The sequence below is a fragment of the Actinoplanes siamensis genome, assembly GCF_016862395.1.
Classification (GTDB): Bacteria; Actinomycetota; Actinomycetes; order Mycobacteriales; family Micromonosporaceae; genus Actinoplanes; species Actinoplanes siamensis.
The window spans coordinates 1-22198 of the sequence record NZ_BOMW01000059.1; the positions used below are offsets into that span (position 1 = coordinate 1).

At 72.4% G+C, this 22198-nt stretch carries 25 protein-coding genes; 8 read left to right on the plus strand and 17 right to left on the minus strand.

Translation table 11 applies throughout. The features are described 5' to 3' along the window. Nucleotides 1-168: 168 nt before the first annotated feature. Nucleotides 169-1425 (minus strand): tyrosine--tRNA ligase, encoded by a 1257-nt coding sequence (tyrS, locus tag Asi03nite_RS28055; protein ID WP_203683479.1) that lies wholly within the window; start codon nucleotides 1423-1425, stop codon nucleotides 169-171. 60 nt (nucleotides 1426-1485) lie between these two features. On the opposite strand from tyrS, the gene Asi03nite_RS28060 reads away from it, so the two are divergent. Both Asi03nite_RS28060 and Asi03nite_RS28065 read left to right on the plus strand, forming a co-directional pair. After that, a complete protein-coding gene (locus tag Asi03nite_RS28060; protein ID WP_203683480.1) occupies nucleotides 1486-2235 on the plus strand; it encodes a polyphosphate kinase 2 family protein in 750 nt (249 codons plus the stop codon). 31 nt (nucleotides 2236-2266) lie between these two features. Then, nucleotides 2267-2713 carry a hypothetical protein gene (locus Asi03nite_RS28065; RefSeq protein ID WP_203683481.1) on the plus strand — a complete coding sequence of 149 codons (447 nt, stop codon included), beginning with the start codon at nucleotides 2267-2269 and terminating at the stop codon, nucleotides 2711-2713. 51 nt (nucleotides 2714-2764) lie between these two features. Here the strand turns inward: Asi03nite_RS28065 and ptsP are convergent, their stop codons facing one another. From ptsP to Asi03nite_RS28120, 11 genes are all read right to left on the minus strand, one after another. After that, entirely contained in the window at nucleotides 2765-4387 is a 1623-nt protein-coding gene (ptsP, locus tag Asi03nite_RS28070; RefSeq protein ID WP_203683482.1) for a phosphoenolpyruvate--protein phosphotransferase, read from the minus strand. After that, nucleotides 4380-4655 (minus strand): HPr family phosphocarrier protein, encoded by a 276-nt coding sequence (locus Asi03nite_RS28075; RefSeq protein ID WP_203683483.1) that lies wholly within the window; start codon nucleotides 4653-4655, stop codon nucleotides 4380-4382. The genes ptsP and Asi03nite_RS28075 overlap by 8 nt, the downstream gene beginning before the upstream one ends. A 9-nt stretch (nucleotides 4656-4664) precedes the next feature. Continuing rightward, the gene (locus Asi03nite_RS28080) at nucleotides 4665-5705 is read right to left on the minus strand and encodes a zinc-dependent dehydrogenase (RefSeq protein WP_203683484.1); all 1041 of its coding nucleotides are present in this window, start codon (nucleotides 5703-5705) and stop codon (nucleotides 4665-4667) included. After that, nucleotides 5702-6148, minus strand: coding sequence for a PTS mannitol transporter subunit IIA (locus Asi03nite_RS28085; protein ID WP_203683485.1), 447 nt, complete (start codon nucleotides 6146-6148; stop codon nucleotides 5702-5704). The genes Asi03nite_RS28080 and Asi03nite_RS28085 overlap by 4 nt, the downstream gene beginning before the upstream one ends. Next, complete coding sequence (locus Asi03nite_RS28090) at nucleotides 6141-6449, minus strand: PTS sugar transporter subunit IIBC family protein (protein ID WP_203683486.1); 309 nt, start codon at nucleotides 6447-6449, stop codon at nucleotides 6141-6143. Before Asi03nite_RS28090 ends, Asi03nite_RS28085 begins: the two co-directional genes overlap by 8 nt. A 25-nt stretch (nucleotides 6450-6474) precedes the next feature. Next, nucleotides 6475-7641 (minus strand): mannitol-specific PTS transporter subunit IIC, encoded by a 1167-nt coding sequence (mtlA, locus tag Asi03nite_RS28095; RefSeq protein ID WP_239102981.1) that lies wholly within the window; start codon nucleotides 7639-7641, stop codon nucleotides 6475-6477. 158 nt (nucleotides 7642-7799) lie between these two features. Further along, nucleotides 7800-8741 (minus strand): 1-phosphofructokinase, encoded by a 942-nt coding sequence (gene pfkB / locus Asi03nite_RS28100; RefSeq protein WP_203683487.1) that lies wholly within the window; start codon nucleotides 8739-8741, stop codon nucleotides 7800-7802. Continuing rightward, nucleotides 8738-9499, minus strand: a complete 762-nt coding sequence (locus tag Asi03nite_RS28105) for a DeoR/GlpR family DNA-binding transcription regulator (protein WP_203683488.1) — start codon at nucleotides 9497-9499, stop codon at nucleotides 8738-8740. The genes pfkB and Asi03nite_RS28105 overlap by 4 nt, the downstream gene beginning before the upstream one ends. A gap of 569 nt (nucleotides 9500-10068) precedes the next feature. Beyond that, nucleotides 10069-10728, minus strand: coding sequence for an adenylate kinase family protein (locus Asi03nite_RS28110; protein WP_203683489.1), 660 nt, complete (start codon nucleotides 10726-10728; stop codon nucleotides 10069-10071). Nucleotides 10729-10741: 13 nt separating this feature from the next. Beyond that, nucleotides 10742-11332, minus strand: a complete 591-nt coding sequence (locus Asi03nite_RS28115) for a hypothetical protein (RefSeq protein ID WP_203683490.1) — start codon at nucleotides 11330-11332, stop codon at nucleotides 10742-10744. A 26-nt stretch (nucleotides 11333-11358) separates the two neighbouring features. Then, complete coding sequence (locus Asi03nite_RS28120; RefSeq protein ID WP_239102982.1) at nucleotides 11359-11925, minus strand: type II toxin-antitoxin system PemK/MazF family toxin; 567 nt, start codon at nucleotides 11923-11925, stop codon at nucleotides 11359-11361. A 101-nt stretch (nucleotides 11926-12026) separates the two neighbouring features. On the opposite strand from Asi03nite_RS28120, the gene speB reads away from it, so the two are divergent. Continuing rightward, the gene (gene speB, locus Asi03nite_RS28125; RefSeq protein WP_203683491.1) at nucleotides 12027-13061 is read left to right on the plus strand and encodes an agmatinase; all 1035 of its coding nucleotides are present in this window, start codon (nucleotides 12027-12029) and stop codon (nucleotides 13059-13061) included. A 99-nt stretch (nucleotides 13062-13160) separates the two neighbouring features. Here the strand turns inward: speB and Asi03nite_RS28130 are convergent, their stop codons facing one another. The 3 genes from Asi03nite_RS28130 to Asi03nite_RS28140 form a co-directional block, all read right to left on the minus strand. Then, the gene (locus Asi03nite_RS28130; protein WP_203683492.1) at nucleotides 13161-13928 is read right to left on the minus strand and encodes a CAP domain-containing protein; all 768 of its coding nucleotides are present in this window, start codon (nucleotides 13926-13928) and stop codon (nucleotides 13161-13163) included. Between the two features lie 119 nt (nucleotides 13929-14047). Next, nucleotides 14048-14251 (minus strand): DUF397 domain-containing protein, encoded by a 204-nt coding sequence (locus Asi03nite_RS28135; RefSeq protein ID WP_203683493.1) that lies wholly within the window; start codon nucleotides 14249-14251, stop codon nucleotides 14048-14050. After that, a complete protein-coding gene (locus tag Asi03nite_RS28140) occupies nucleotides 14244-15119 on the minus strand; it encodes a helix-turn-helix domain-containing protein (protein WP_203683494.1) in 876 nt (291 codons plus the stop codon). Before Asi03nite_RS28140 ends, Asi03nite_RS28135 begins: the two co-directional genes overlap by 8 nt. 227 nt (nucleotides 15120-15346) lie before the next feature. On the opposite strand from Asi03nite_RS28140, the gene Asi03nite_RS28145 reads away from it, so the two are divergent. Then, complete coding sequence (locus Asi03nite_RS28145) at nucleotides 15347-15586, plus strand: hypothetical protein (RefSeq protein WP_203683553.1); 240 nt, start codon at nucleotides 15347-15349, stop codon at nucleotides 15584-15586. Here Asi03nite_RS28145 and Asi03nite_RS28150 read toward each other — a convergent pair. Continuing rightward, nucleotides 15556-16473 carry a hypothetical protein gene (locus Asi03nite_RS28150; RefSeq protein WP_203683495.1) on the minus strand — a complete coding sequence of 306 codons (918 nt, stop codon included), beginning with the start codon at nucleotides 16471-16473 and terminating at the stop codon, nucleotides 15556-15558. The genes Asi03nite_RS28145 and Asi03nite_RS28150 overlap by 31 nt on opposite strands. 280 nt (nucleotides 16474-16753) lie before the next feature. On the opposite strand from Asi03nite_RS28150, the gene Asi03nite_RS28155 reads away from it, so the two are divergent. Next, a complete protein-coding gene (locus tag Asi03nite_RS28155) occupies nucleotides 16754-17431 on the plus strand; it encodes a DNA-3-methyladenine glycosylase (RefSeq protein ID WP_203683554.1) in 678 nt (225 codons plus the stop codon). 33 nt (nucleotides 17432-17464) lie between these two features. On the opposite strand, the gene Asi03nite_RS28160 is transcribed toward Asi03nite_RS28155, so the two are convergent. Continuing rightward, nucleotides 17465-19747 (minus strand): HelD family protein, encoded by a 2283-nt coding sequence (locus Asi03nite_RS28160; protein ID WP_203683496.1) that lies wholly within the window; start codon nucleotides 19745-19747, stop codon nucleotides 17465-17467. 116 nt (nucleotides 19748-19863) lie between these two features. Between Asi03nite_RS28160 and Asi03nite_RS28165 the strand changes: the two genes are divergently transcribed. Genes Asi03nite_RS28165 through Asi03nite_RS28175 form a run of 3 tightly spaced genes read left to right on the plus strand, consistent with a single transcriptional unit; the run spans nucleotide 19864 to nucleotide 22048 of the window. Continuing rightward, nucleotides 19864-20646 (plus strand): MBL fold metallo-hydrolase, encoded by a 783-nt coding sequence (locus Asi03nite_RS28165; protein ID WP_203683497.1) that lies wholly within the window; start codon nucleotides 19864-19866, stop codon nucleotides 20644-20646. A 43-nt stretch (nucleotides 20647-20689) separates the two neighbouring features. Further along, on the plus strand, nucleotides 20690-21196 hold the full coding sequence (locus Asi03nite_RS28170; protein ID WP_203683498.1) for a hypothetical protein: 507 nt from the start codon (nucleotides 20690-20692) through the stop codon (nucleotides 21194-21196). Nucleotides 21197-21217: 21 nt separating this feature from the next. Then, nucleotides 21218-22048, plus strand: a complete 831-nt coding sequence (locus tag Asi03nite_RS28175) for a hypothetical protein (RefSeq protein ID WP_203683499.1) — start codon at nucleotides 21218-21220, stop codon at nucleotides 22046-22048. Nucleotides 22049-22198: the final 150 nt, after the last annotated feature.

Genomic DNA, 22198 nt, shown 5'->3' on the forward strand with positions numbered 1-22198 from the left:
CCAGGACGGCCGCTCCGGGCCCTCGAGTTCAGGTCCCGTTCGCTCGCCCGTCTCCCTGGCGGCTCGGACAACATTACCCGCCGTCCCACGCAACGCCAAATCGGGGCTTGGCGACCGCCGTCACACCACTCCTGCGGGGTACGGACCCGCAGCAGTGGCGGCCGCGGCTCAGGCCTCCAGCTCCACCCCGGCGAAGGTCCGCTTCCCCCGGCGCAGGACCAGGAACCGGCCGTGCAGCAGCGCGGACGCCGGCACCACGGCCTCCCCGTCGGTGATCCGCTCGTTGTTCAGGTAGGCGCCACCCTCGCTGATCGTCCGGCGCGCCTCGTTCGCGCTCGCCACCAGACCCGACTCCTTGAGCAGCACCCCCACGGGCGGGAGCGCACCGCGTACGACGTGCAATCCGGCCTCGCCCAGCGCGGCGCGCAAGGTGTCCGCGGACAGCTCGTCCAGCGAACCCCGGCCGAAGAGGGCCTGGCTGGCGGCGATCGCCTGCCGGGCCTCCTCCTCGCCGTGCACCAGAGCGGTCAGCTCCTCGGCGAGCGCGCGCTGCGCGAGCCGGGCCTGCGGCCGCTCCGCGGTCGCCGCCTCCAGCTCCTCCAGCTCGGCCCGGGGCTTGGAACTGAAGTACCGCAGGTACTTGCTGACATCCCGGTCGTCGCTGTTGATCCAGAACTGGTAGAAGCTGTACGGGCTGGTCATGGTGCCGTCGAGCCAGACGGCGCCACCCTCGGTCTTGCCGAACTTGGTGCCGTCGGCCTTGAGCACCAGCGGAGTGACGAACGCGTGCACCGGGCCGGCCCCGCGCCGGCGGACGAAGTCGACGCCCGCGGTGATGTTGCCCCACTGGTCCGACCCGCCGAACTGCAGTTGGCAGCCGTTGCGCACGTGCAGCTGGTAGAAGTCGTTGGACTGCAGCAGCTGGTAGCTGAACTCGGTGAAGCTGATGCCGCTCTCCAGCCGGTTGCGCACCACGTCCCGGGCCAGCATCTTGTTGACCGGAAAGTGCTTGCCGACGTCGCGGAGGAAGTCGATGACCGAGGTCGGGCCGGTCCAGTCCAGGTTGTTGACCAGGGTGGCCGCGTTCTCCCCGGTGTAGGTGACGAACGGGGAGAGCTGCTCGCGGATGCGCCGCACCCAGCCCTCGACCACCTCCGGCGCGTTCAGCGTGCGCTCGGCGGACTCGCGCGGGTCGCCGATCTGCCCGGTGGCGCCGCCGACCAGCAGCAGTGGCCGGTGCCCGGCCTGCTGGAGCCGGCGGGCGGTGATGACCTGCATGAGGTGACCGACGTGCAGCGAGGCGGCGGTGGGGTCGAAGCCGACATAGAACGTGATCGAGCCGCCGTCGAGCGCCTTGCGCAGCTCGTCGGGGTCGGTCGAGTCCTGGATCAGTCCGCGCCACGTCAGGTCGTCTACGAGAGTCACGCACGGATTCTCCCGCACGGCTCGATGCGGATCACACCGGGTTTCGGGGATGCTGATCCGATGGGTCACCTGGGTAGCGCGAAACCACCGTCCGAGATCAGCAAGAAGAAGGCCGAGGCCCGGCTCACCGCGGCGCAGGAGCGGCTGCTGCGGTTGCGGCTGCTGCTGGGCGGGCAGATCGGGCCGAAGAAGATCGGGCCGCCGCTCTGCGTGCTCTTCGAGGGCTGGGACGCGTCCGGGAAGGGCGGTGCCATCAAGCGCCTGGTCGCGCCGCTGGACCCACGGCACGTGCGGGTCGCGCAGTTCGCCGCGCCGACCTACGACGAGAAGCGTCACCACTTCCTGCAGCGGTTCTGGCACGTGCTGCCGGGCTACGGCGGGATGACCGTTCTCGACCGCTCCTGGTACGGCCGGGTCCTGGTCGAGCGGGTCGAGGGCTTCGCTACGCGGGATCAGTGGAAGCGGGCGTACGACGAGATCAAAGAGTTCGAGCGCACGCTCACCGCGGAGGGGATGATCCTGGTCAAGTTCTGGATGCATGTCTCCGATCAGGAGCAGCTGCGCCGGTTCGAGGACCGGGCGAACGATCCGTTGCGGACCTGGAAGCTGACCGAGGAGGACTGGCGCAACCGGGACAAGCGCGAGGCGTACGAGCGGGCGATCGAGGAGATGCTGGAGCGGACCGACCAGCCGCGGGCGCGCTGGCACGTCGTTCCGGGCGACGACAAGGCGTACGCGAGGCTCGCCGTGGTGGAACAGGTCTGTCACGTGATCGAGAAGCGCCTGGCTAAGCTCGGCCCATTATCCTGATTAATGACAAAATGGCCGATATCGTATGGTCATGAAAAGGTTCCTCTTGAGCACAGCGGCCCTGCTGGTGGGCCTGGTCGGAGCCGCGGTACCAGCGGCTGCCGCAACAGAGAAGACCGCGACCCCGAAGCAGGCGGTCGCCGTCGCCGTCACCCGCACCGCCCGCGGCGAGGGTGGCCAGTCGGTGTTCAGCCTGGTCGGATCCTCCAACCGGCAGCAGGCCCAGGTGCTGCGGCTGGCGTCCACCCGGGAGTTCCTGGCCCTGCGCCCGAAGTACTCGGACTCCACGCCCGGCCGGTACACCTACGTGGTGGAGGCCGGGTACCGGGACAGCACGAAGAAGCGGGTGACAGTCGTGGACGGCACCGCGGGCACGCCGAAGGTGGTGCTCGAAGTGATCCGGCTGATGACCACCATGCCGGAGCCCAACATGCCGGACATCCCGGCCAACTTCCCGCCCGGCTTCCCGTTCGACTGACGGGGATGGCCTCCGCTACGCGGCGGAGGCCATCCTCGATGAGGCCAACCCCTAAAGGACCACCTTCCGGGCCGAGGCGGCGTCCGGTGCGGCCAGCGCGAGCTCGGCGAGGCGGCGGCATTCGTCGTACGAATACCGGGCCAGCGACGCCCGGACCCCGGGAAGCGCCCGCGGCGACATCGACAGGCTGCTCACCCCGAGCCCGGCCAGCACCGGCGCGAGCTGTGGATCGGCCGCCGCCTCCCCGCACACCCCGACCGGTTTGCCGGTGTCCCGCCCGGCCGCCCCGCAGATCGCGATCAGCCGCAGCAGCGCCGGCTGCCACGGGTCCAGCAGGTCGGCCAGCTCGCCGCACATCCGATCGGCGGCGAACGTGTACTGGCTCAGGTCGTTGGTCCCGATGCTGAGGAAGTCCACCACACCGAGCAGGTCACCGGCCCGCAGCGCGGCGGCCGGCACCTCGATCATCACGCCGGCCCGGGGCAGTCCCGCCTCGTGCACGGCTGCCGCGAACTCGGTCGCCTCGGTCAGCGTGGACACCATCGGCGCCATCACCCACACGTCCGCGTCGCTGTCCCGCGCCGCCGCCGCGATCGCCTCCAGCTGCGTGGTCAGCACCCGCGGGCGCTGCCGTGCCACGCGCAGCCCGCGGACCCCCAGGGCCGGGTTCGGCTCGCCCTGCTGGTTCAGGAACGGCAGCGGCTTGTCGGCGCCGGCGTCCAGCGTCCGGATCACCACCCGCCGGCCCGCCATCGCGCGGAACACCTCGCCGTACGCCGCGATCTGCTCCTTCCGCGACGGCTCCGAGGCACGGTCGAGGAAGAGCAGTTCGGTCCGGAACAGCCCGACTCCCTCGGCGTGCGCCTCGTCGGCGGCCGGCACGTTCTTCGCCGAGCCGACGTTGGCCAGCAGCTTCACGGCGTGCCCGTCGGAGGTGCGGCCCGGCCCGGTCAGCTCGGCGACCTCCGCGTCCGCCACCTTCCGGAACGTCGAGCCGGCCCCGATCACGACCCGTCCGGTGGTGCCGTCGACCTGGACCAGGGTGTGCTCCGCGACGCCCAGCACCCCGGGGCAGGCCACCACCGCGGGCAGCCCGAGCGCCCGGGCCAGGATGGCGGTGTGGCTGGTCGGCCCGCCGATCTCGGTCACCAGCGCGAGCACCTGCGACGGGTCCAGATCCGCGGTGTCCGCGGGAGCGAGGTCACGGGCGGCCAGCACGTACGGGTGACCGGGCTGCGGCACCCCCGGCATCGGCAGCCCGAGCAGCACCGCGACCGCCCGGTCCCGCAGGTCGTCCAGGTCCGCGACGCGTTCCGCGAGGTAGCCGCCGGCCTCCGCGAACATCTCGCGGAACGTCCCGAAGGCGGCGTCGATCGCGTGCGGCGCGTCGGCGCCGCCCTCGATCCGCTCGCGGACCGCCTCGCGCAGCTCCTCGTCGCCGGCCATCATGGCCTCGGCCCGCAGCACCTCGGCCGCGGTGGCCTCGGCCGCGCGGTCCGCGCGCCGCTCCAGGTCCGCGACGACGCCGGCGAGCGCGGCGTACGCCCGGTCCACCTCCGCCGCGGCATCGGTGACCGGGAGCGGCGGGGGCAGCGCCGGCGCCGCGGCGATCCGCAGCAGCGGCCCGGCGGCGACCCCGGCGCAGACCCCGATCCCGGCGAGGTTCTCAGGCATCGTCGGCGTCCAGGTCCTTGGCGAGCAGCGCGGCCAGCCCGTCCAGGGCCTCGTCCGCGCCGTCCCCGTCGGCCTCGAGGATCACCTCGGTGCCCTGCTTGGCGCCGAGCGCGAGCACCGACAGCATGCTCTTGGCCGGCACCGCCTTCTTCTCACCGACCCGGATGGTGACCTTGACCGGCGCCTTGGCGGCCGCCTCCACGAAGATCTTGGCGGGCCGGGCGTGCAGCCCGCTGGCGGAACCGACGGCGACCGTACGCGTGGGCATCTACCCTCCTCAGGGCTCGATGGTGACCTTGATGGCTTCACCGCGCTCGACGATGCCGAACGCGTCGATCGCGCTGTCCAGCGGCAGCCGGTGCGTGATCAGGTCGGCCACCGGCACCGCGCCGGTGGCGACCAGTTCCAGGGCCTGCTTGTTGTGCGCCGGGCTGGAGCCGTTCGCGCCGACGATGGTCAGCTCGCGGTAGTGCACCAGGTTGGAGTCGAGCGTGATGGTCGGCCTGTCCTTGGGCAGGCCGCCGAAGAAGCTGATCCGGCCCTGCCGGGCGGCCATCCGCACGGCCTGCTCCTGGGCCTGGCCGGAGGCGGCCGCCGTGATGATCACGTCGGCGCCGCGGCCGTCTGTCAGCTTCAGCACCTCCTCGATCGGGTCCACCTCGGCGGCGCAGATCGCCGCGTCCGGCTTGACCAGGCCGGCGGCCAGGTCCAGGCGCTGCCGGCTGAGCTCCACCAGGAACACCCGGGCGGCCCCGCGGGCGCGGGCCAGCCGCACGTGCAGGCAGCCGATCGGGCCGGAGCCGATCACCACCACGTCGTCGCCGTCGCCCACCCGGGCCAGGGTCTGCGCGTTGAGGGCGCAGGCCAGCGGCTCGGCCACGGACGCCTCGGCGAACGAGACGCCGTCCGGGACGCGGTTCAGGCCGTCGACCTCGAGGACCTCCCTGGGTACGACCATGAACTGCGCGAAGCCGCCCTCGAAGTGGTAGCCCATCGACACCTGGTTCGGGCAGATGGTCATCCGGCCGCGCGTGCACTCGGCACACTCGCCGCACGGGATCGCGGCGATGACCTGCACCCGGTCGCCGGGCGCCCAGCCCTCGACGCCGTCGCCGACCGTGACGACCTCGCCGGCGATCTCGTGGCCCATCACCCGCGGCGGGTGGATGTGGTGGTGCCCGAACTTGGAGATCTTCACGTCGGTGCCGCAGGTGGAGCAGTTCCGGACCCGGATCTTCACCTCGCCCGGGCCGGCCTCGGGCTCCGGCACGTCCTCGAAGCGGACGTCGCCGGGGGCGTGGAATCGCACGACCTTCATGAGTTGCTGTCCTCCTGGATGGCTCCCAAGAGCCGGATCACGGTCTCGGGATCGGTGGCCTCGCGCAGTTCACGGGCCTGGTCCTCGTCGAGCAGGATCTCGGCGAGGGCGGCGAGCAGCTCGACGTGCCCGTCCCCCTTGGCGGCGATGCCGACGCAGAGCGTCACCGGCTCGCCGTCCCAGTCCACGGTCTCCGGGAAGCGCAGCACCGACAGCGCGTCCCGGTGGACCAGTTCCTTGCCGCCGAGGGTGCCGTGCGGGATGGCGACCCCCTCGCCGACGTACGTGGAGATCGACTGCTCGCGGGCGAGCATGGTGTCCACGTAACCGGGGTCGACCGCGCCGATCTCCACGAGCGCCCGGCCGGTGCGGCGGATCGCGTCGTCGCGGTCCGCCGCCGTCTCGGCCAGCTTGATCGCCCGGCGGTCCAGCAGCTCAGACATCGAGGTCGGTGCCCTGCTGGATGGCCTTGACCACCTTGGTGACCGCCGGGTCGCCCAGGAAGATCTGGAACGGCACGATCGGCTTGCCGGGCGCGACCGACCTGGCCCGGGCGGCCAGGCCACTGTGGCACACCACCAGGTCGGCGTCGGCCGGGATGGAGTTGACCGGGGTGTGCTCCACTGTCACGCCGCTCTTGCCGAGCTGCTTGCGCAGCGTGCTGGCGAGCATCACGCTGCTGCCCATGCCGGCGTCGCAGGCGACGACGAGTTTCTGAATGTCCTTGCCGTTGATGGTGGCCATGGTCGGACCTCCTCTTCTTCGGTGGTTAGGCGGTCTGTTGCTCGGGAGCGGCGGTCGTGGCGGTCTCCACCGCGGCCGGCTTCCCGGCGGCGGCGTCCGCGGCCGCTTCCTGCTCGGCGGCCTCGTCGATCTCCTGGTCGGACTTCAGCCTGCCGAAGCCGAGCAGCGCCGAGGCGACCGCGAAGGTGACCGCCGCGGCGATCACGACGCCGAGGATCATGCCGAAGTAGCCGCTCTTCGCGGTGACCGCGAAGTAGGCGAAGATGCTGCCGGGGGCCGGGGTGGCGACGGTGCCGGTCCCGGTGATCATGAAGGTGGCCACGCCGGACATGCCGCCGGCGATCATCGCGAGGATCAGGCGGGGCTTCATCAGCACGTACGGGAAGTAGATCTCGTGGATGCCACCCAGGAAGTGGATGATCATCGCGGCCGGTGCGCTGGGGCGCAGCGACTTGGGGCCGAAGAAGAGGTACGCGGTGAGCAGGCCGAGACCCGGGCCGGGGTTCGACTCGATCATGAACAGGATCGACTTGCCGTGCTCCTGCACCTGCTGCACGCCGAGCGGGCCGAACACCCCGTGGTTGATGGCGTTGTTCAGGAACAGCACCTTGGCCGGCTCGACCAGCACCGAGGCCAGCGGCATCAGGCTGTGGTCGAGCAGCCAGTCCACGGCGTTGCCGGCCGCCTTGGTCAGGCCGTCGACGACCGGGCCGATGGCCAGCTTGCCGAGGATCGCGAAGAGCGCGCCGACGATGCCGGCCGAGAAGTTGTCGACGAGCATCTCGAAGCCCGGCTTGACCTTGCCCTCGATCGCGTTGTCGAACAGCCGCAGCACGTAGGCGGTGAGCGGCGCGATGATCATCGCGCCGAGGAACATCGGCACGTCCGCGCCGACCACGACGCCGAAGGTGGCGATCGCGCCGACCACCGCGCCGCGCTGGCCGTGCACGATCCGGCCACCGGTGTAACCGATCAGGACCGGCAGCAGGTACTTGATCATCGGGTCGACGAGCTGGGCCAGGTTCTCGTTCGGGACCCAGCCGACCGGGATGAACATGGCGGTGATCAGGCCCCAGGCGATCAGCGCGCCGATGTTGGGCATCACCATCCCGGCCAGATGCCCGCCGAGTTTCTGCACCGAGGCCCGGAAGCCACCGCCGGTGACCTCGGGCGTGTACGAAGAGGCCATCAGGTATCTCCATTCATGAGGGGTCGTGCCGGTCCCCCGTACCGAGAAATCGAAGTTTGTAGATGAATTTCGGGTCTGCCGCGGGTAGCGCCGGGCCGCGGCCGCGCGGCCGCTGATCCTTGTGGGGGTACGGCGGGAGCCGGTCGCTCCTCGCCGGACAGTCAGTGCCGGCCGATCGTGCGGGCCGGATCGGGGCGGGGGTCGATGCGGACGGTCGTGCGGTCCAGGTCCTGTGGTCGCGGCATCCGGCTGCCCGGCAGGCTGACCGCCGCCGCGCCCCACGCCAGCCCCTCGACCAGCGCCACCTCACCGCGCGCGCCGGCCGCGAGGAACCCGGCGAGCAGCGCGTCACCGGCGCCGACGGTGCTGCGCGGGGTGGTGACCGGCGAGATCCCGGCCAGCACACCGGACTCCTCGACCAGCACCGCGCCGTCCGCGCCGAGGCTGGCCAGGACCGTCCCGGCGCCGGCCTTGCGCAGCCGGTCGCAGGCGCCCAGCACGTCGCCGAGCGTCCGCAGCTCGGCGCCGACCGCCTCGGACAGCTCCTCCCGGTTCGGCTTGACCAGCGCCGCGCCGGCGGCGACGCCGGCCAGCAGCGCCGGGCCGCTGGAGTCGACGGCGAGCCGGGCGCCGGCCGCGACCAGCCGCTCGCAGAGCGCCGCGAAGGCCGGGACGGACGGCCCGGGCGGCAGACTGCCGCAGATGACCACCCAGTCGGCGGACCGCGCGGCGGCCAGCACCGCGTCACTGACCTGGGCGAACTCGCCCGGCGAGAGCATCGGGCCAGGTTCGTTGATCTTGGTGACGGTGCCGTCCGGCTCGGCCAGGGTGATGTTGGAACGTGTCCGCCCGATGATCGGGACGGCCACCAGGTCGACCCCCTCCCCCTTGAGGAGATCCACCAGCTGCTCGCCCTCGGCGCCGCCGGCCGGGACCACGGCTGTCGACCGGACGCCGTTGGCCAGCAGCGCGCGGGAGACGTTGACGCCCTTGCCGCCCGGATCGATGTGCGAGTCGGCGGCTCGCAGCACCTCGCCGCGGATCAACGCGTCCACCTCGAGCGCGCGGTCGACGCTCGGGTTCAGGGTGACGGTGAGGATCACGCCCGCACCATCCGCACGCCGGTCGCCTCGACCTCGGCCGCCAGCTCGTGGTCCAGGCCGCTGTCGGTGATCAGGAGGTCCAGCTCGGCGAGACCGCCGAACCGCGCCAGATAGTCGTTGCCGATCTTGGTATGGTCGGCGAGCAGCACCACCCGGCGGGCCGCGGCGATCATCGCCCGCTTGACCGCCGCCTCGGCCGGGTCGGGGGTGGTCATGCCGCGCTCCACGGTGCAGCCGTTGGCGCCCATGAACGCGACGTCGACATACATCTCGGACAGTGGCCGCAGCGCCCAGTCGTCCACAGTGGCCATCGTCTTGCCGCGCACCCGGCCGCCCAGCAGCAGCACCGTCAGGTTCGGCTTTATCCCCAGCATGGCGGCCAGCACCGGGGAGTTCACCACCACGGTGAGTTCCCGGTCGGTGGGCAGCAGCTGGGCCAGGCGGGCGGTGGTCGTGCCGGCGTCCAGGATGATCGCGCCGTCCTCCGGGACCTCGGCCAGCGCGGCCTTGGCGATCCGCTCCTTCTCGCTGATCAGCACGGCGTCGCGGGTGGCCAGCGCGGGCTCGAAGCCGAGCCGCTCGACCGGGATGGCCCCGCCGTGCACCCGGCGCAGCACGCCGGCGCGCTCCAGCACGGTCAGGTCGCGCCGGATCGTCTCGGCCGTGACCGTGAAGCTGTCCGCCAGCGCCACCACGTCGACCCGGCCTTCGGCGCGGGCGCGCCGCACGATCTCCTGCTGCCGTTCCTCCGCGTACATCGACTCACCGCCCGGGCGTTGATTTGGCTTTGTCTTTGTTTACGCCCGCTTCTGCCCGAGCGCAATATGTCAAAGAGATTTCGGTCTCCTCACGACCGAAGTTGCTGGCGACAGATACCCACAAATCCCGGATATCCCCCGCACCCGGCGTATGCCGCAAGGATGATCATCAATGCCTGGTTGTGTTGGTTTCCGGCAGTCCAGCCGGCGCTGTTCCCGCCTGCTCGCGGATCACGCGGCACGGTGCTGCTCGTCGGCGGGTCGTTCGCGCCCTGCCTGACGCACCACCCGCGGGCCCGGCCGGCGGGCAGAGGCCACTCGGAGTGCCGGAGGCGCCCCTGACAGCCAGCCGCGACCGGCGGCGCGGCCGGCACGCCGGCGGGCGGGCGTCGCGGGTCACCCGCAACGGCCGGCGCGCGCCGGGCGGTCCCGAGGCGTCGCGGGCCATCCGACACGGCCGGCGCGCGCCGGAGGGGTCCTGGGCGAAGTCGGCACGCGCTCCTGGCCACGGGACTCGGAACTGGCGAATCGTGGAGGTACCAGCCCGTACCGAAGACTGACTTGATCTTCTATTGGTCCTGCGGCGGGACGTAGAGCGGGAGGCCGAGGGTCTTGCGGATCGCGTTCTGCACCTCGTCGACCGGCGGGCGGCCGTCGACGTCGTGGACGACCTCCTTGCGCCGGAAGAGCTCCAGGACCGGGCGGGTCTTCTCGTGGTAGTCGCGCAGGCGCGCCTCCAGCGCCTGCGGCGTGTCGTCGGCGCGGGTGACCAACTCGTGGCCGCAGATGTCGCAGCGGCCCTCCTGCTCCGGGCGGTCGGCGATCAGGTTGTAGTCCATCCCGCAGTTCGGGCAGAGCCTGCGGCTGAGCACGCGGCGGCGCACCTCGTCGTCGGGCAGCTCCAGGTGGATGACCGCGTCGATGTCGTAGCTCTCCATGAAGAACCCGGCCTGGCGACCGTTGCGCGGGAAGCCGTCGATGATGAAGCCGAAGTTCCAGTCGTGCTGGTGCAGGCGGTCCCGCACGACCGCCTCGACCACGTCGTCGCCGATCAGCTCGCCGGCCGCCATGGTCCGGCGGACCTGGGCGCCCATCTTGGTGTGGTTGCGGACGTTCCAGCGGAAGATGTCCCCCACGCTGATGTGGACGAGGTCGAGGTCACGGGCGAGCAGCTGGCCCTGGGTGCCCTTGCCGCTGCCCTGCACCCCCATGATCACGTACTTGCGCATGTGGCTGGCCTCCTCAGTCCACCGCGCCGATCCGCAGCGGGCCGGGCGCGGGTCCGGTCAACGTGGTGGGATCGATGCTCCAGGCGCCGGCCACCCGGAACACGTCGCGCTCGGAGACCAGCACGGTGGTCTCCTCCGGCTCGAACTCGCCGGGCAGCCCGGCCTCCCGCTCGGCCGGGCCGGGCTCGCCGAACCACGAGGTGACCTCGCCGGTCTGGCCGACGTATCCGAACGCGCGCACCAGATCACCCTTCACCGCGCGCTGCCATCGATGCAACTCGGTGACCCGGTGCGTGGCGAAGTACTGCACCTCGGTGCCGAGCGCGGCGGAGAGCCCGGCCACGTCCGGCGCCGGGGTCATCAGCCCGCGGCCGGCGGCCAGCACCCAGGACTCGCCCCGGGCGCCGGGCAGCGGCGGGGTCACCGCCACCCGGTCGCCGGTCAGGTACGCCAGGTCGAGACCGTCGCGCCAGCGGACCGGGCCGAGATCGCGCAGGCCGAGCGCGGCGAGGACGGCCTCCGGCGAGACGGCGCCCCCCGGGGGCACCGCGATCGCCAGCCACGCCTGCTTGCCGCCGAAACCGGCCATCACGTCCGTGTCCATGTCCACAACGCTATCCGGTTGTCCGATTATGACCAGCCGTATTCGCGCTGGAGCCGGTCCGCCACCCGATCGAAGCGGCCCCGGTCGAGGATCGCGCCCTCCCGGCGGATGCCGTCCTCGTCCACCTCCAGCACCCGGTCCAGACGGATCCAGCTGGGCCGCTCGGTGCGGTCCCAGTCGCCGGCGCCGAGGGCGAGCCAGTTGCGCTGGCCGTCACGCTCGCTCTGGCTGGAGAGCATCAGGCCGAGCAGGGTGCCGCCGTCCCGGCCGACGACCAGGACCGGGCGGTCCTTGCCCTGGCCGGGGTCGTCCTCGTAGGGCACCCAGGTCCAGACGATCTCGCCGGGATCGGCGTCGCCGTCCAGGGCCGGGGCGTAGGCGATGGTCCGGCCGCGGTCCTGGGTGGGGATGTGGCGGGGTGGCCTCGGCCTGGGTTTTCCCGACCCACCCGGGCGCGGGGACGGGGTCGGCTTGGGCGCGGCCGGCTTCGGTGCGGCGGGTTTCGGCGCTGCCGGGCGGGAGACGCGGCCGGTCGGTTCCGGCGCCTTCTGCGCGGGCGCGCCGAGCAGCCGGCGCAGGAAAGAGATCAGCATGTCGAGCACCGCTGCACCTTACGGCCTGATCGCTACCGGGCAGCCGTGCAGTATGACGATATGGTTCGCGGCGGCATCGCCGGCCGGGAAGGATGCACACCATGACGCGCTATGGACCGATGTTCGGGCCGGACTACACGTTCCTCGGGATCCCCGCCTGCGACTGGCGCGAGCCGCAGACCTACGCCGGCGCGGACGTCGTGATCATCGGCGCCCCGTTCGACGGCGGCACCTCGCACCGCCCCGGCGCCCGGTTCGGCCCCCAGGTCCTCCGCGGCACCGACTACCTGGCACACGACGGCTCCCGCCCGCACCTGGCGATGCGGGTCGACGCGCTCGGCGCCGACCTGACCGTCCGGGACGCCGGCGACCTGGAGGTGTTCAGCGGCGAGATCGAGCGCAGCGTCCGGACCATCCAGGAGGCTGTCGGCTTCGTCGCCCGGCACGGCGCCGTCCCGCTGGTGCTGGGCGGCGACCACACGGTGACCTGGCCGGACGTGGCCGGTGTCGCGAGCGCGCACGCCGCCCAGCGGGTCTCGGTGATCCACTTCGACGCGCACGCGGACACCGGCGACATCGAGTTCGGCTCGCTCTACGGGCACGGCCAGCCGATGCGCCGGCTGATCGAGTCCGGCGCGGTCCGCGGCGACAGGTTCCTGCAACTCGGGCTGCGCGGCTACTGGCCCGGTCCGGACGTCCTGGACTGGATGGCCGACCAGCGGATGAACTCGTTCCACATGAGCGAGATCGTCGAGCGCGGCCTGGACGCGGTGCTGGACAGCGCGTTCGAGATCGCCCTGGACGGCTGCGACGGCGTCTTCCTCTCGGTGGACATCGACGTCTGCGACCCGGGGCACGCGCCAGGCACCGGCACGCCGGAGCCGGGTGGCCTCACCGCGCGGCAACTGCTCGACAGCGTCTCCCGGATCTGCCACGAGCTGCCGGTGGTGGGGATGGACATCGTGGAGGTGTCGCCGCCGTTCGACCATGCGGAGATCACCGCGATGCTGGGCAACCGGGTGGTGCTGGAAGCGTTGTCCGGGATGGCCCGGCGGCGCAAGGACGGCGACGGGCCGCGGTGGAGACGGTCGACCCCGTTGCTGCACGGCCGGGGCACTGCCGAGCAGCCGGGTTAGGGGCTTGTCCCGCGGTTCACGCGAGTGCGGGGCGAGGTCCGGGCGCGTGCCGGAGAAGTGGCCCGGTCGACGCCCCGGGTCGCGGTCCCGCCGGATCCGTCACCCCACGAAGTCCTGGGTCATCCAGGTGCGGCCCTGACTGTCCCGGACCACGCTCAGCCCGATCCGGGTGAAGTCGGCGTTCAGCAGGTTCTTCCGGTGCCCGTCGTTCGGCGGCACCTCGGCCAGCATGGAGTCGGTCAGCCCGTTGGCCGCCGCGATCATGGCGGCGGCACCGCTCTGGCTGGAACCGAAGCCGATGTTCTCGCCGGCGGTCCGCCACTGCACGCCGACGAACCGTTCGCCGATCTTCGCCTCGCCGTCGCACTCGTGCTTCAGCCCGCACCCGTTGATCATCAGCGCGTTGTGCTTCGCGGACGCCTCGGACAGGGCGGCGTCCAGGGTCAGCGCGTCCAGGCCCTCGTCGGCGCGGGCCGCGTTGATGTGCGACAGCACCGCCTGCAGGACGCTGTCCGCGGTGGACCGGGCGCCACCGCCCGCGGTCACCCGGGTCGTGGTCCGCGTCTTCTTCGGGGCGGCGGTGGTCTTCTTGACGGCCGGGGCGGAGGAGCTGGGCCGGACCGTGCGCGACGGCGACGGGCTCGCCGACGGCTCCTCCGGCGGCTCCGGCTTCTCCGGGCGGGCCCCGCCGCTGGGGGCGCCGCCGCTGGGGGCGGCAGCGGCGGCGAGCGGGACGTCGGCCGGCTGGGGGGCCGGCTCGGAGCCCGGGCGGCCCAGGCCCGCGACGATGAATCCGGAGCCGATGACCACGGCTGTCGAGCCCGCCGCCAGGGTGTAACGGAGACGGGCGGCAGCGGAGAGCGACACGGATATTCACCTCGGTGAGCCGGACATGGGGACGACGCCCCATGACTATGCGTGACCGGGTGAGCGTGGGTACGCCCGTAAAGGAACGCTTAAGGATCGGTTCACGTACATCTAAATGTTCAGATGTCGAACTCCCCGGCGCGCACGCCGTCGAGGAACGCCAGCCACTCGGCGCGGGTGAAGACCAGAGCGGCGCCGTCCGGGTCCTTGGTGTCCCGCAGCGCCACGATGCCCGGAAGGTTGGTGGCCACCTCGACGCAGTCGCCTCCGTTGCCGCCGCTCCGGGTGCTCTTGTGCCAGACGGCTCCGCTCAGGTCAGCCATCGCTCTCCTTGATGATCGTGCCGATCAGATCGTCGGAATCGGACTGGCTCAGCGCGGTGGCTTCGAGCGCGGCCCAGATGTTCTCGTAGGTCTCGACCTCGCTGAGCTTATCCAGGTAGAGCGCGCCGGTGAGATTCTCGCAGTAGATGGTGGCGGGTTCCGGCGAGGCGGTGCCGACCGCCGGGAACTCCAGCACGGTGAACTGCCCGGAACTGGAGGCCTGGTGCGGGCCGGCGGCGAACGGCACGACCCGGACGCTGACGTTGCTCCGGGTGGAGACGTTGACCAGGTGGGCGAGCTGCTTCTGCATGCCCAGGGTGTCCGGGACGGAACGGCGCAGCACTCCCTCGTCGATGATCACTTCCAGCCGCGGCGCCTCGGGACGGTTGCGGCGCAGCAGGGACTGCCGCTCCAGTCGTACGGCCACCGCGTTCTCCACCGCGGCCGGATCGTCGCCCAGCCACCGGCCGAAGACGAACTCCGCGTACTCCCGGGTCTGCAGCAGGCCGGGGATGACGCTCGGCGCGTACTGCCGGAGGCGGGACGCGGCCTGCTCCATCCCGACGTAGAGCTCGAACCAGGCCGGGACGACGTCGCCGTACGCGTGCCACCAGCCCTTCGCCTTGGACTCCTGGGCCAGCCCGATCAGCACCTCGGTCATGTGTCCGGGCGCGCCGTAGACCCCGCACATCGCGATCACGTCGTGCTTGCGGACCGGCACCTCGCCGTTCTCGATCCGGTACATCCGGGCGCGGGAGAACTCCAGTTCCTGCGCCGCCGCCATGAGTGAGATGCCGGCCTGCTCGCGCAGCTGCCGGAGCAGCCGCCCGACCTGGCGCCTCGGTACCGTCGACCCCGTCTCGGACATGCCGGCGACCTCCCTGTTGCCGCGCACGCCACCCCGCCTGGCGGCGTGCTCATCACCCGCCACGACCCCGGGGTGTCTCGAACGAGACGATCCGATCGCCTGCATCGAGACACCGAGAATCCATTTCCGGGATTCTCGGCGGCGTGGCTTGAGCCCGAGACTAAAGCACGCGACGCTCCACTGTGTAGTCGCCGGAAAGCGGAAGGTGAGGGTCGCAGGGCGTGAACATGCTGGTGCCGCGGACCGAGCACGTCGGTGAGCGCCCCTCCTGGGACTGCCGGGCCTGCGGCCGGCCGTGGCCGTGCGCCACCGCCAAGGTGGAGCTGGCCGAGCAGTATCAGAACTTTCCGCACGGATTGGCGGTGTTCCTCGGCTCCTGCATGATCGAGGCGATCGACGACTGGGCGGCCGGCGCCGGGGGGCCGCCCGCCGACCTCTACGACCGCTTCTTGGGCTGGACGTCCTGAGTGACCCGGGCCTGCAGCGCGCGGTGCAGCTGGCGGTCGTCGACTGTGGTGTAGAGCGTGGGATCGGAACCGGTCATCGCGACCCACGGGCAGTCCGTGCCGGAGCCGGTCAGAGTGCTCTGCGCCAGTTTCCGGCCGGTGGCCACCTCGATGACGGTCAGCTGGTAACGGCCGGTCATCAGCGGGAGCTTCGGGGCGTTCGCCGGACCTGTCCGGCAGTCCCTGACCTTCGCGCCCGCGCCGATCAGATCCAGGCACGCGACGAGCTGGGCCTGCTTGGCGGCCGGGGCCCAGGTGTTCTTGGCGGTCACCGAGCCGGAGTAGGCGAAGCGGTTCGGGATGCGCTGCGAGCGGTCACCCAGGTCGAGGCGTTCCCGGGCGCTGATGACGATCGGGTGCGGGGCCCTGCCCCGGTAGCGCGGCGCGGTCGGGAAGTAGGTGTTCCCGCAGACCCGGTCCAGGTCGGCGGCGCTGCGCACGCCTCGGGTGGCGGCCTGCGGGGTGGTCGCCGGGGGCGCGGCGGACGCCGAGGGGGCGGCCGGGACGGCGCTCGAGGTCTCCGCGGTGGGGCTGGCCTCGCCGAACAGGCCGCCGCATCCCAGACAGATCAGCGCCACCAGGACCGCCGCGAGACCGCCCGCGACAGTCCAGGTGCGCTTCGGGAGGGCTGCGCCGATTGCCGTGGTACGACCGGAGGGCACGTCCTGACCGACCGGCGTGGCAGCCCCGCCCTCATCTGCCGCGGCCGACTCCGCGCCCTTCGCCGCGCCTTGCTCCGCCTGCTCGGCCGCGGCCGACTCCGTGTCCCCCGCCGCGCCCTGCTCCGCGTTCTTCGCCGCGTTCTGCTCCGCGTCGCCGACCGGAGCCGGCTCCCCTGCCTGCGCCATCGTCCGCTCCCCAGCCCGTCCCGATGGCGGCGAACTATACCGACCGGTAACACCCTCGTCACCGGGAGCGCGCCGGACGAGCCGGCCGTCCGGCATCTGGCGAAACGACCAGCGACCGCATCGGGGCGGCGCCCGCGCGGTGACTCTCCCGCGCGGGTCGCCGCGATCCGCGGCGCGACGGGTGATGCGGGATTCGGGCGGCCGGCAGCGGGTAGCAGCGGTACCAGGAAGTCGGAGCGGTCACGGGTTGTGGTTGGGTGGCACGGTGCGATACGGGTGGATGGAACTGCCGGCCGAGGCCGTCGACGTGGCGGCGCGCGAACTGCTCGGGTGGCGGCTGGCAGCGAACGGCGTGACGGTGCGGCTGACCGAGGTCGAGGCGTACAGCGGCCTCGGCGAGGACCCGGCCAGCCACGCGCACCGCGGCGTGACCAACCGCAACGCGGTGATGTTCGGCCCGGCCGGGCGGCTCTACGTCTACCAGATCTACGGCATGCACTTCTGCGCCAACATCGTCTGTGGCGAGCCGGGCCGTGCCGCGGCCGTCCTGCTCCGCGCCGGCGAGGTGGTCGACGGCCTGGAACTGGCCCGGTCCCGCCGGCCCGCCGCCCGCCGCGATCACGACCTGGCCGCCGGCCCGGCCAAGCTGATGCAGGTGCTGTCCCTGAACCGGGCCGCCAACGACACCTCGGTCGTCGACGGCACCGGCCCGGCGACGCTCACCCCGCCGGCGGGCCGGACCGGCGCCACTGTCGAAACCCGCACCACCGGCCGGCCCGGCGCCGCAGCCGAACCCGGCGCCGGGAGCGACGCCGGCCGGATCGAGGCCGGCCCCCGAGTCGGCGTGACGTCGGCCCACGACGTCCCCTGGCGCTTCTGGTTCGCCGGCGACCCCACGGTGAGCGCCTACCGCCGCCACACCCCCGGGGCCCGCCGTCAGCGGATCAGGACACCGTAGTCGGCCAGCCGTGCCCGGTCGGCGACCGCGATGTCACCGGCCGAAGGTCGTACCCGGAACCGGGGTGAAGACGCCGAGGCGCCGGGTGGGACGGGTGAGGGCGACGTACAGATCGTTGGCTCCGCGCGGGGAGTCGGCCAGCAGCCGGGCCGGATCGACGACCACGACGGTGTCGAATTCCAGGCCCTTGGCCTGGCCCACGGTCAGCAGGACCGCGCGTTCCTCCAGGTCCGGCGCCGGGCCGGTGGTCAGCGCGGGCAGGGCGGCGGCCAGGGTCGCCTGATACCCGGCGGGCGCGATGACCGCGAGGCGGCCCTCGCCCAGAGATTCGATCTCGTACGACATCCGCGCCACCAGATCGTCCAGCGTCCCGGTGGCCTCCCACGGCGCGACGCCGCTGGAGCGCACCGGCCGGGGCGGGACGATCGAGGGGTCGACGGGCGCCAGCACCCGCGCGGTGTAGTCCATGATCTCGGCCGGCGTGCGGTAGCTGACGGTGAGCTCGGCCAGCCGCCAGCGGTCCGCGACGTACGGGGCGAGCACGTCCGCCCAGCCGGCCGGGGCGCCCAGGGTGCCGGTCTGGGCCAGGTCCCCGACGACTGTCATCGAGCGGCTCGGGCAGCGGCGCATCAGCAGCCGCCACGCCATCGGCGACAGCTCCTGGGCCTCGTCGACGATCACGTGGCCGAAGACCCAGTCCCGGTCGGCGGCGGCGCGCTCGGCGGCCGTCCGGTACTCCCGCTCCGCCAGGCGGTCGGCGAGCATGTCGGCCTGCATGATGTCGGCGACGTTCGGGATCGCGGCCTCGTCGTCGTCCTCCAGCTCGTACGACTTGGAACCGGCGGTGATGTCTAGCACGCCCTGCGCGTAGCTCAGCCACCGGGCCTGTTCCCGGGCGGCGGCGCGGCGGGCGTCCCGGTCGTCCTCGCCGAGCAGCTCGGCGGCCTCGTCGAGGAGCGGGACGTCGGCCGGCGACCAGCCGCCACCGGGCTCGCGCCACAGCAGCGCGCACTCGGCGTCGCTGAGCGCCAGGGACCCCGCGGAGACCAGGGCGTCGATCGATCCGTACAGCTCGGTCAGCAGCCGGACCGGCGTGAGCACCGGCCAGAGTGCGTCGACAGCGGCCTGGACCAGCGGATTCTCGGCGAGATCGGCGCGGATGTCGGCGAGGTCGGCCGCGTCGAGGACGTTGGGCGAGGCGAGCGCGTCGTCCTCGCCGAGCGGATCGTCCCAGAACGGGTCGGCGCCGATCCGGTCCGCGACCTGGACCGCGAGCGCGTCCAGGACACCGGCCACGAAGATCGGGCGGGCCAGGTTGTGCCGCAGGCCGCAGGCCCGGGCGCGCTCGCGGGCCGGCTCGCAGTCCGCCGCCGACAGGCGCAGCGGGTGGCGGTCGACCTCGATCTCCAGCGGCTCCTCCGGGACCCGCTGGCGGTCCCGGACCGCGGCGGCCAGGACGTCGACCATGACGGCCCGGCCCTTGATCTCGGCGACCTCCGCGGGCTCCGTCCGGCGGGCGGTGACGCCCGGGAAGAGGTCGCCCAGCGTGGCGAGCAGCACGCCGGTCTCCGCGAGCGACGGGAGGACCTGGGAGATGTAGCGCAGGAAGGTGGCGTTCGGCCCGACGATCAGCACGCCGCGGGCGGAGAGCTGCTCACGGTACGTGTAAAGCAGGTACGCGGCCCGGTGCAGCGCGACAGCGGTCTTGCCGGTGCCGGGCCCGCCCTGGACCACCAACACACCGCCCGGCTCGGCACGGATCACCCGGTCCTGCTCGGCCTGGATGGTGGAGACGATGTCGCGCATCCGGCCGGTGCGGTTCGCGGTCAGCGCCGCCAGCAGCGCGGCCTCCCCGACCACGGAGCTGTCCGTGGCGGCGTCGAGATCCAGGATCTCGTCGTCGAGCTCGACCACGGTACGGCCTCTGGTGCGGATGTGCCGGCGCAACGTCACGTCGTACGGGGTGATCGCGGTCGCCACGTAGAACGGCCGGGCCGCCGGGGCGCGCCAGTCGACGAGCAGCGGCTGTTCGCTGTCGTGGATCCCGATCCGCCCGATGTGCAGGCGGTCACCGTCGCGCAGGTCCAGCCGGCCGAAGCAGAGGCCCTGCTCGACGGCCTCGTACTGGGCGAGGCGCTCGGCGTACATGTAGGTCGCGGCGTCGCGCATCGAGCGGGCCTCCTTCGTGCCGCCGCTGCCGGTCCCGCGCCGGGTGTGGTCCAGGCGGTCCCGGATCTCGGCGCGGAGCTCGTCGAGACGGCCGTAGATCACGCTGAGGTGAGATTGTTCCTCGGCACGGCTTGACAGACTTGACACCCTTGCCTCCAAGACTTATTCTGACAGTGGATTTCTCGGCCCAACGACCAGGCGAGTATTGGCAACTGGTCAGGCTAACAGAGTTTTGCCACGCCGTGCCCGGGTAGCCGGACGCGATGACGCCGAATCCCACGGTCACCTTCGTCGGCAATGCCACCACCCTGCTCCGGCTGGGCGCGTTCACGCTGCTCACCGATCCGGCCTTCGGCCGCGCGGGCAGCCGCGTCTACCTCGGCAAGGGGATGTGGACCCGCCGCCTGACCGACCCCGCCATGGGCTACGCCGACCTGCCCGCCCCGGACGCGATCCTGCTGTCCCACCTGCACGGGGACCACTTCGACCGGGCCGCCCGCCGCGCCGTGCCACGCGATCTGCCGATCCTCACCACGCCGCAGGCCGAGCGGCGGCTGCGCAGATTCTCCGACGTACGCGGGCTGCCGGTCTGGGACGCCCACGAGTGGCGGCGGGCCGGCGAGACGCTGCGGGTCACCGCGCTCCCCGGCCGGCACGGCCCCGGCCTGCTCGACCGGCTGCTCCCGGACGTGATGGGCTCGCTCGTGGAGTGGGAGCGCGACGGCCAGCCGATGCTGCGCCTCTACATCACCGGCGACACCCTGTACCGCCCGTTCCTCGGCGAGATCAAGCAGCGCTGCGGCGAGATCGACGCCATGCTCATCCACCTGGGCGGGACCCGCGTGCTCGGCATGCTGGTGACCATGGACGGGCGGCAGGGCGCCGCGCTGACCGACCTGATCCGGCCCAGGATCGCGCTGCCCATCCACTACGACGACTACCGGGTCATGAAGTCGCCGCTGAGCGACTACCTGGTCCGACAGCGGGAAGGCGTGCATCCGCTGCTCCGGGGCGAGACCTATGAGCTCCCGGTACGGGTGCGCTGAAACGGTCCCCGCGGCCACCGGCCGGGCGTTAGCGTCTCCGGTGATGACGTCGCGACGGGGACTGCTCCTGTACAGCGTGCTGTGCGCGGTAGGGGTGCTGTGGTCGGGCACCCTGATCGTGGTGCTCGCGCTGGGCCGGCACCCGGTGGACGAGGTGGTCGCGGTGGGCGTCGCGGCGCTGCTGACCGTGCCCGGGTTCGCGGCCGGCATCCTGGCGAACCGGCGCGGCTACCGCACCCAGCGGCCGCTGCGCCTGTGGTCGCTCGCCTCCTGGGTGCCACCGCACGTGCCGGTCTGGGCGGCGGTCGCGACGGGGGTGGTGTTCTTCGGCTTCTGGCTGGCCATCGTGCTGGCGTTCATCGCGCTCAAGGGCAACCCCGGGATGACTCCGGACGGTACGTACGTCCTGGACCGGACCACGGTCGTGGACCGGCAGACGTACGACCGGCAGGTCGACCACCAGCAGCAGATCTCGCTCGGCGTCCTGGGAGCGTTCGCGGTCGGCGGCGCCTTCCTCTGCGCCGCCCGCGCCACCGACCACGAGTCCTGAGAGTGGTCTACAGTCACCGGCATGCGATGGCGGCCCGTCCTGTCCGTGACCGCCGCCGCCGTCCTGCTCGCCGCCACCGGCGCCTGTCGGCGGACGGCGCCTCTCGATCTGTCCGCGACCGCCGAGCAGTGGCGCGTCCACGAGGTGAACCGGCAACTGGCGATCGCCCTGCACAACAACGGTGACGTGCCGGTACGGGTCTCCCGGGTGGAGCCGGTGCTGCCGTCGTTCGACGGGGAGGCGGCGGTCGACACCGACGCGCTGCTCCCGGCCGGTGGCCTGCGGGTGGACGTGCCGGTGCCGTACGGGACCGGCACCTGCGTGGCGTCCGCCGCCGCCTCGCACGTGGTGGTCGTGGCCCGGGCCGACGGCGCCGCGGAGGACCAGCGGATCACCATCGCGCTGCCCGATCCGAACCCGCTGCTGGACAAGCTGCTCGCGGCCGACTGTGCCAGCCGGCGGATCCAGCGCAGCGTGACCCTGCGGTTCGGCCCGTGGACAGACGCTGGCCCGGCGGGACTGCGGGGCGCCCTGGTGGTCTCGCGCACGGCCGCGGCGACCGGGACGGTCCAGGTCCGGAAGCTGGACGGCAACGTGATGTACGCACTGCGGCCGCCCGCCCGGACGCCTGTCGCCTCGGTGACGGCCGGCGCCCCGGTGGCTTCCGTGCCGCTGACCGCGTCACCGGCCCGGTGCGACGCGCACGCGCTCGCCGAGATCAAGAAGCCGTTCGAGTTCCTGGCCACGGTCTCCCTGGACGGCGGCGCCGAGCTGGCCACCGCCGTTCCGGTGGGTGACGCCGACCGACAGGCCCTGGACGGCATGCTGCGCCGGATCTGCAAACTGCCGTGACCCGACGACCGCCGTGACCCGCACAGTGCTGTTGCCGTGACCCGCGAATTGCCGTGACCCGCCGCCGCGAGGCCGCGGCCGCCCCCGGCCGGCCCTGACGGGTGTGTCGGGACCCCTGAGTCACCCTCGGCGGGCCGGCCGGCTACCCGG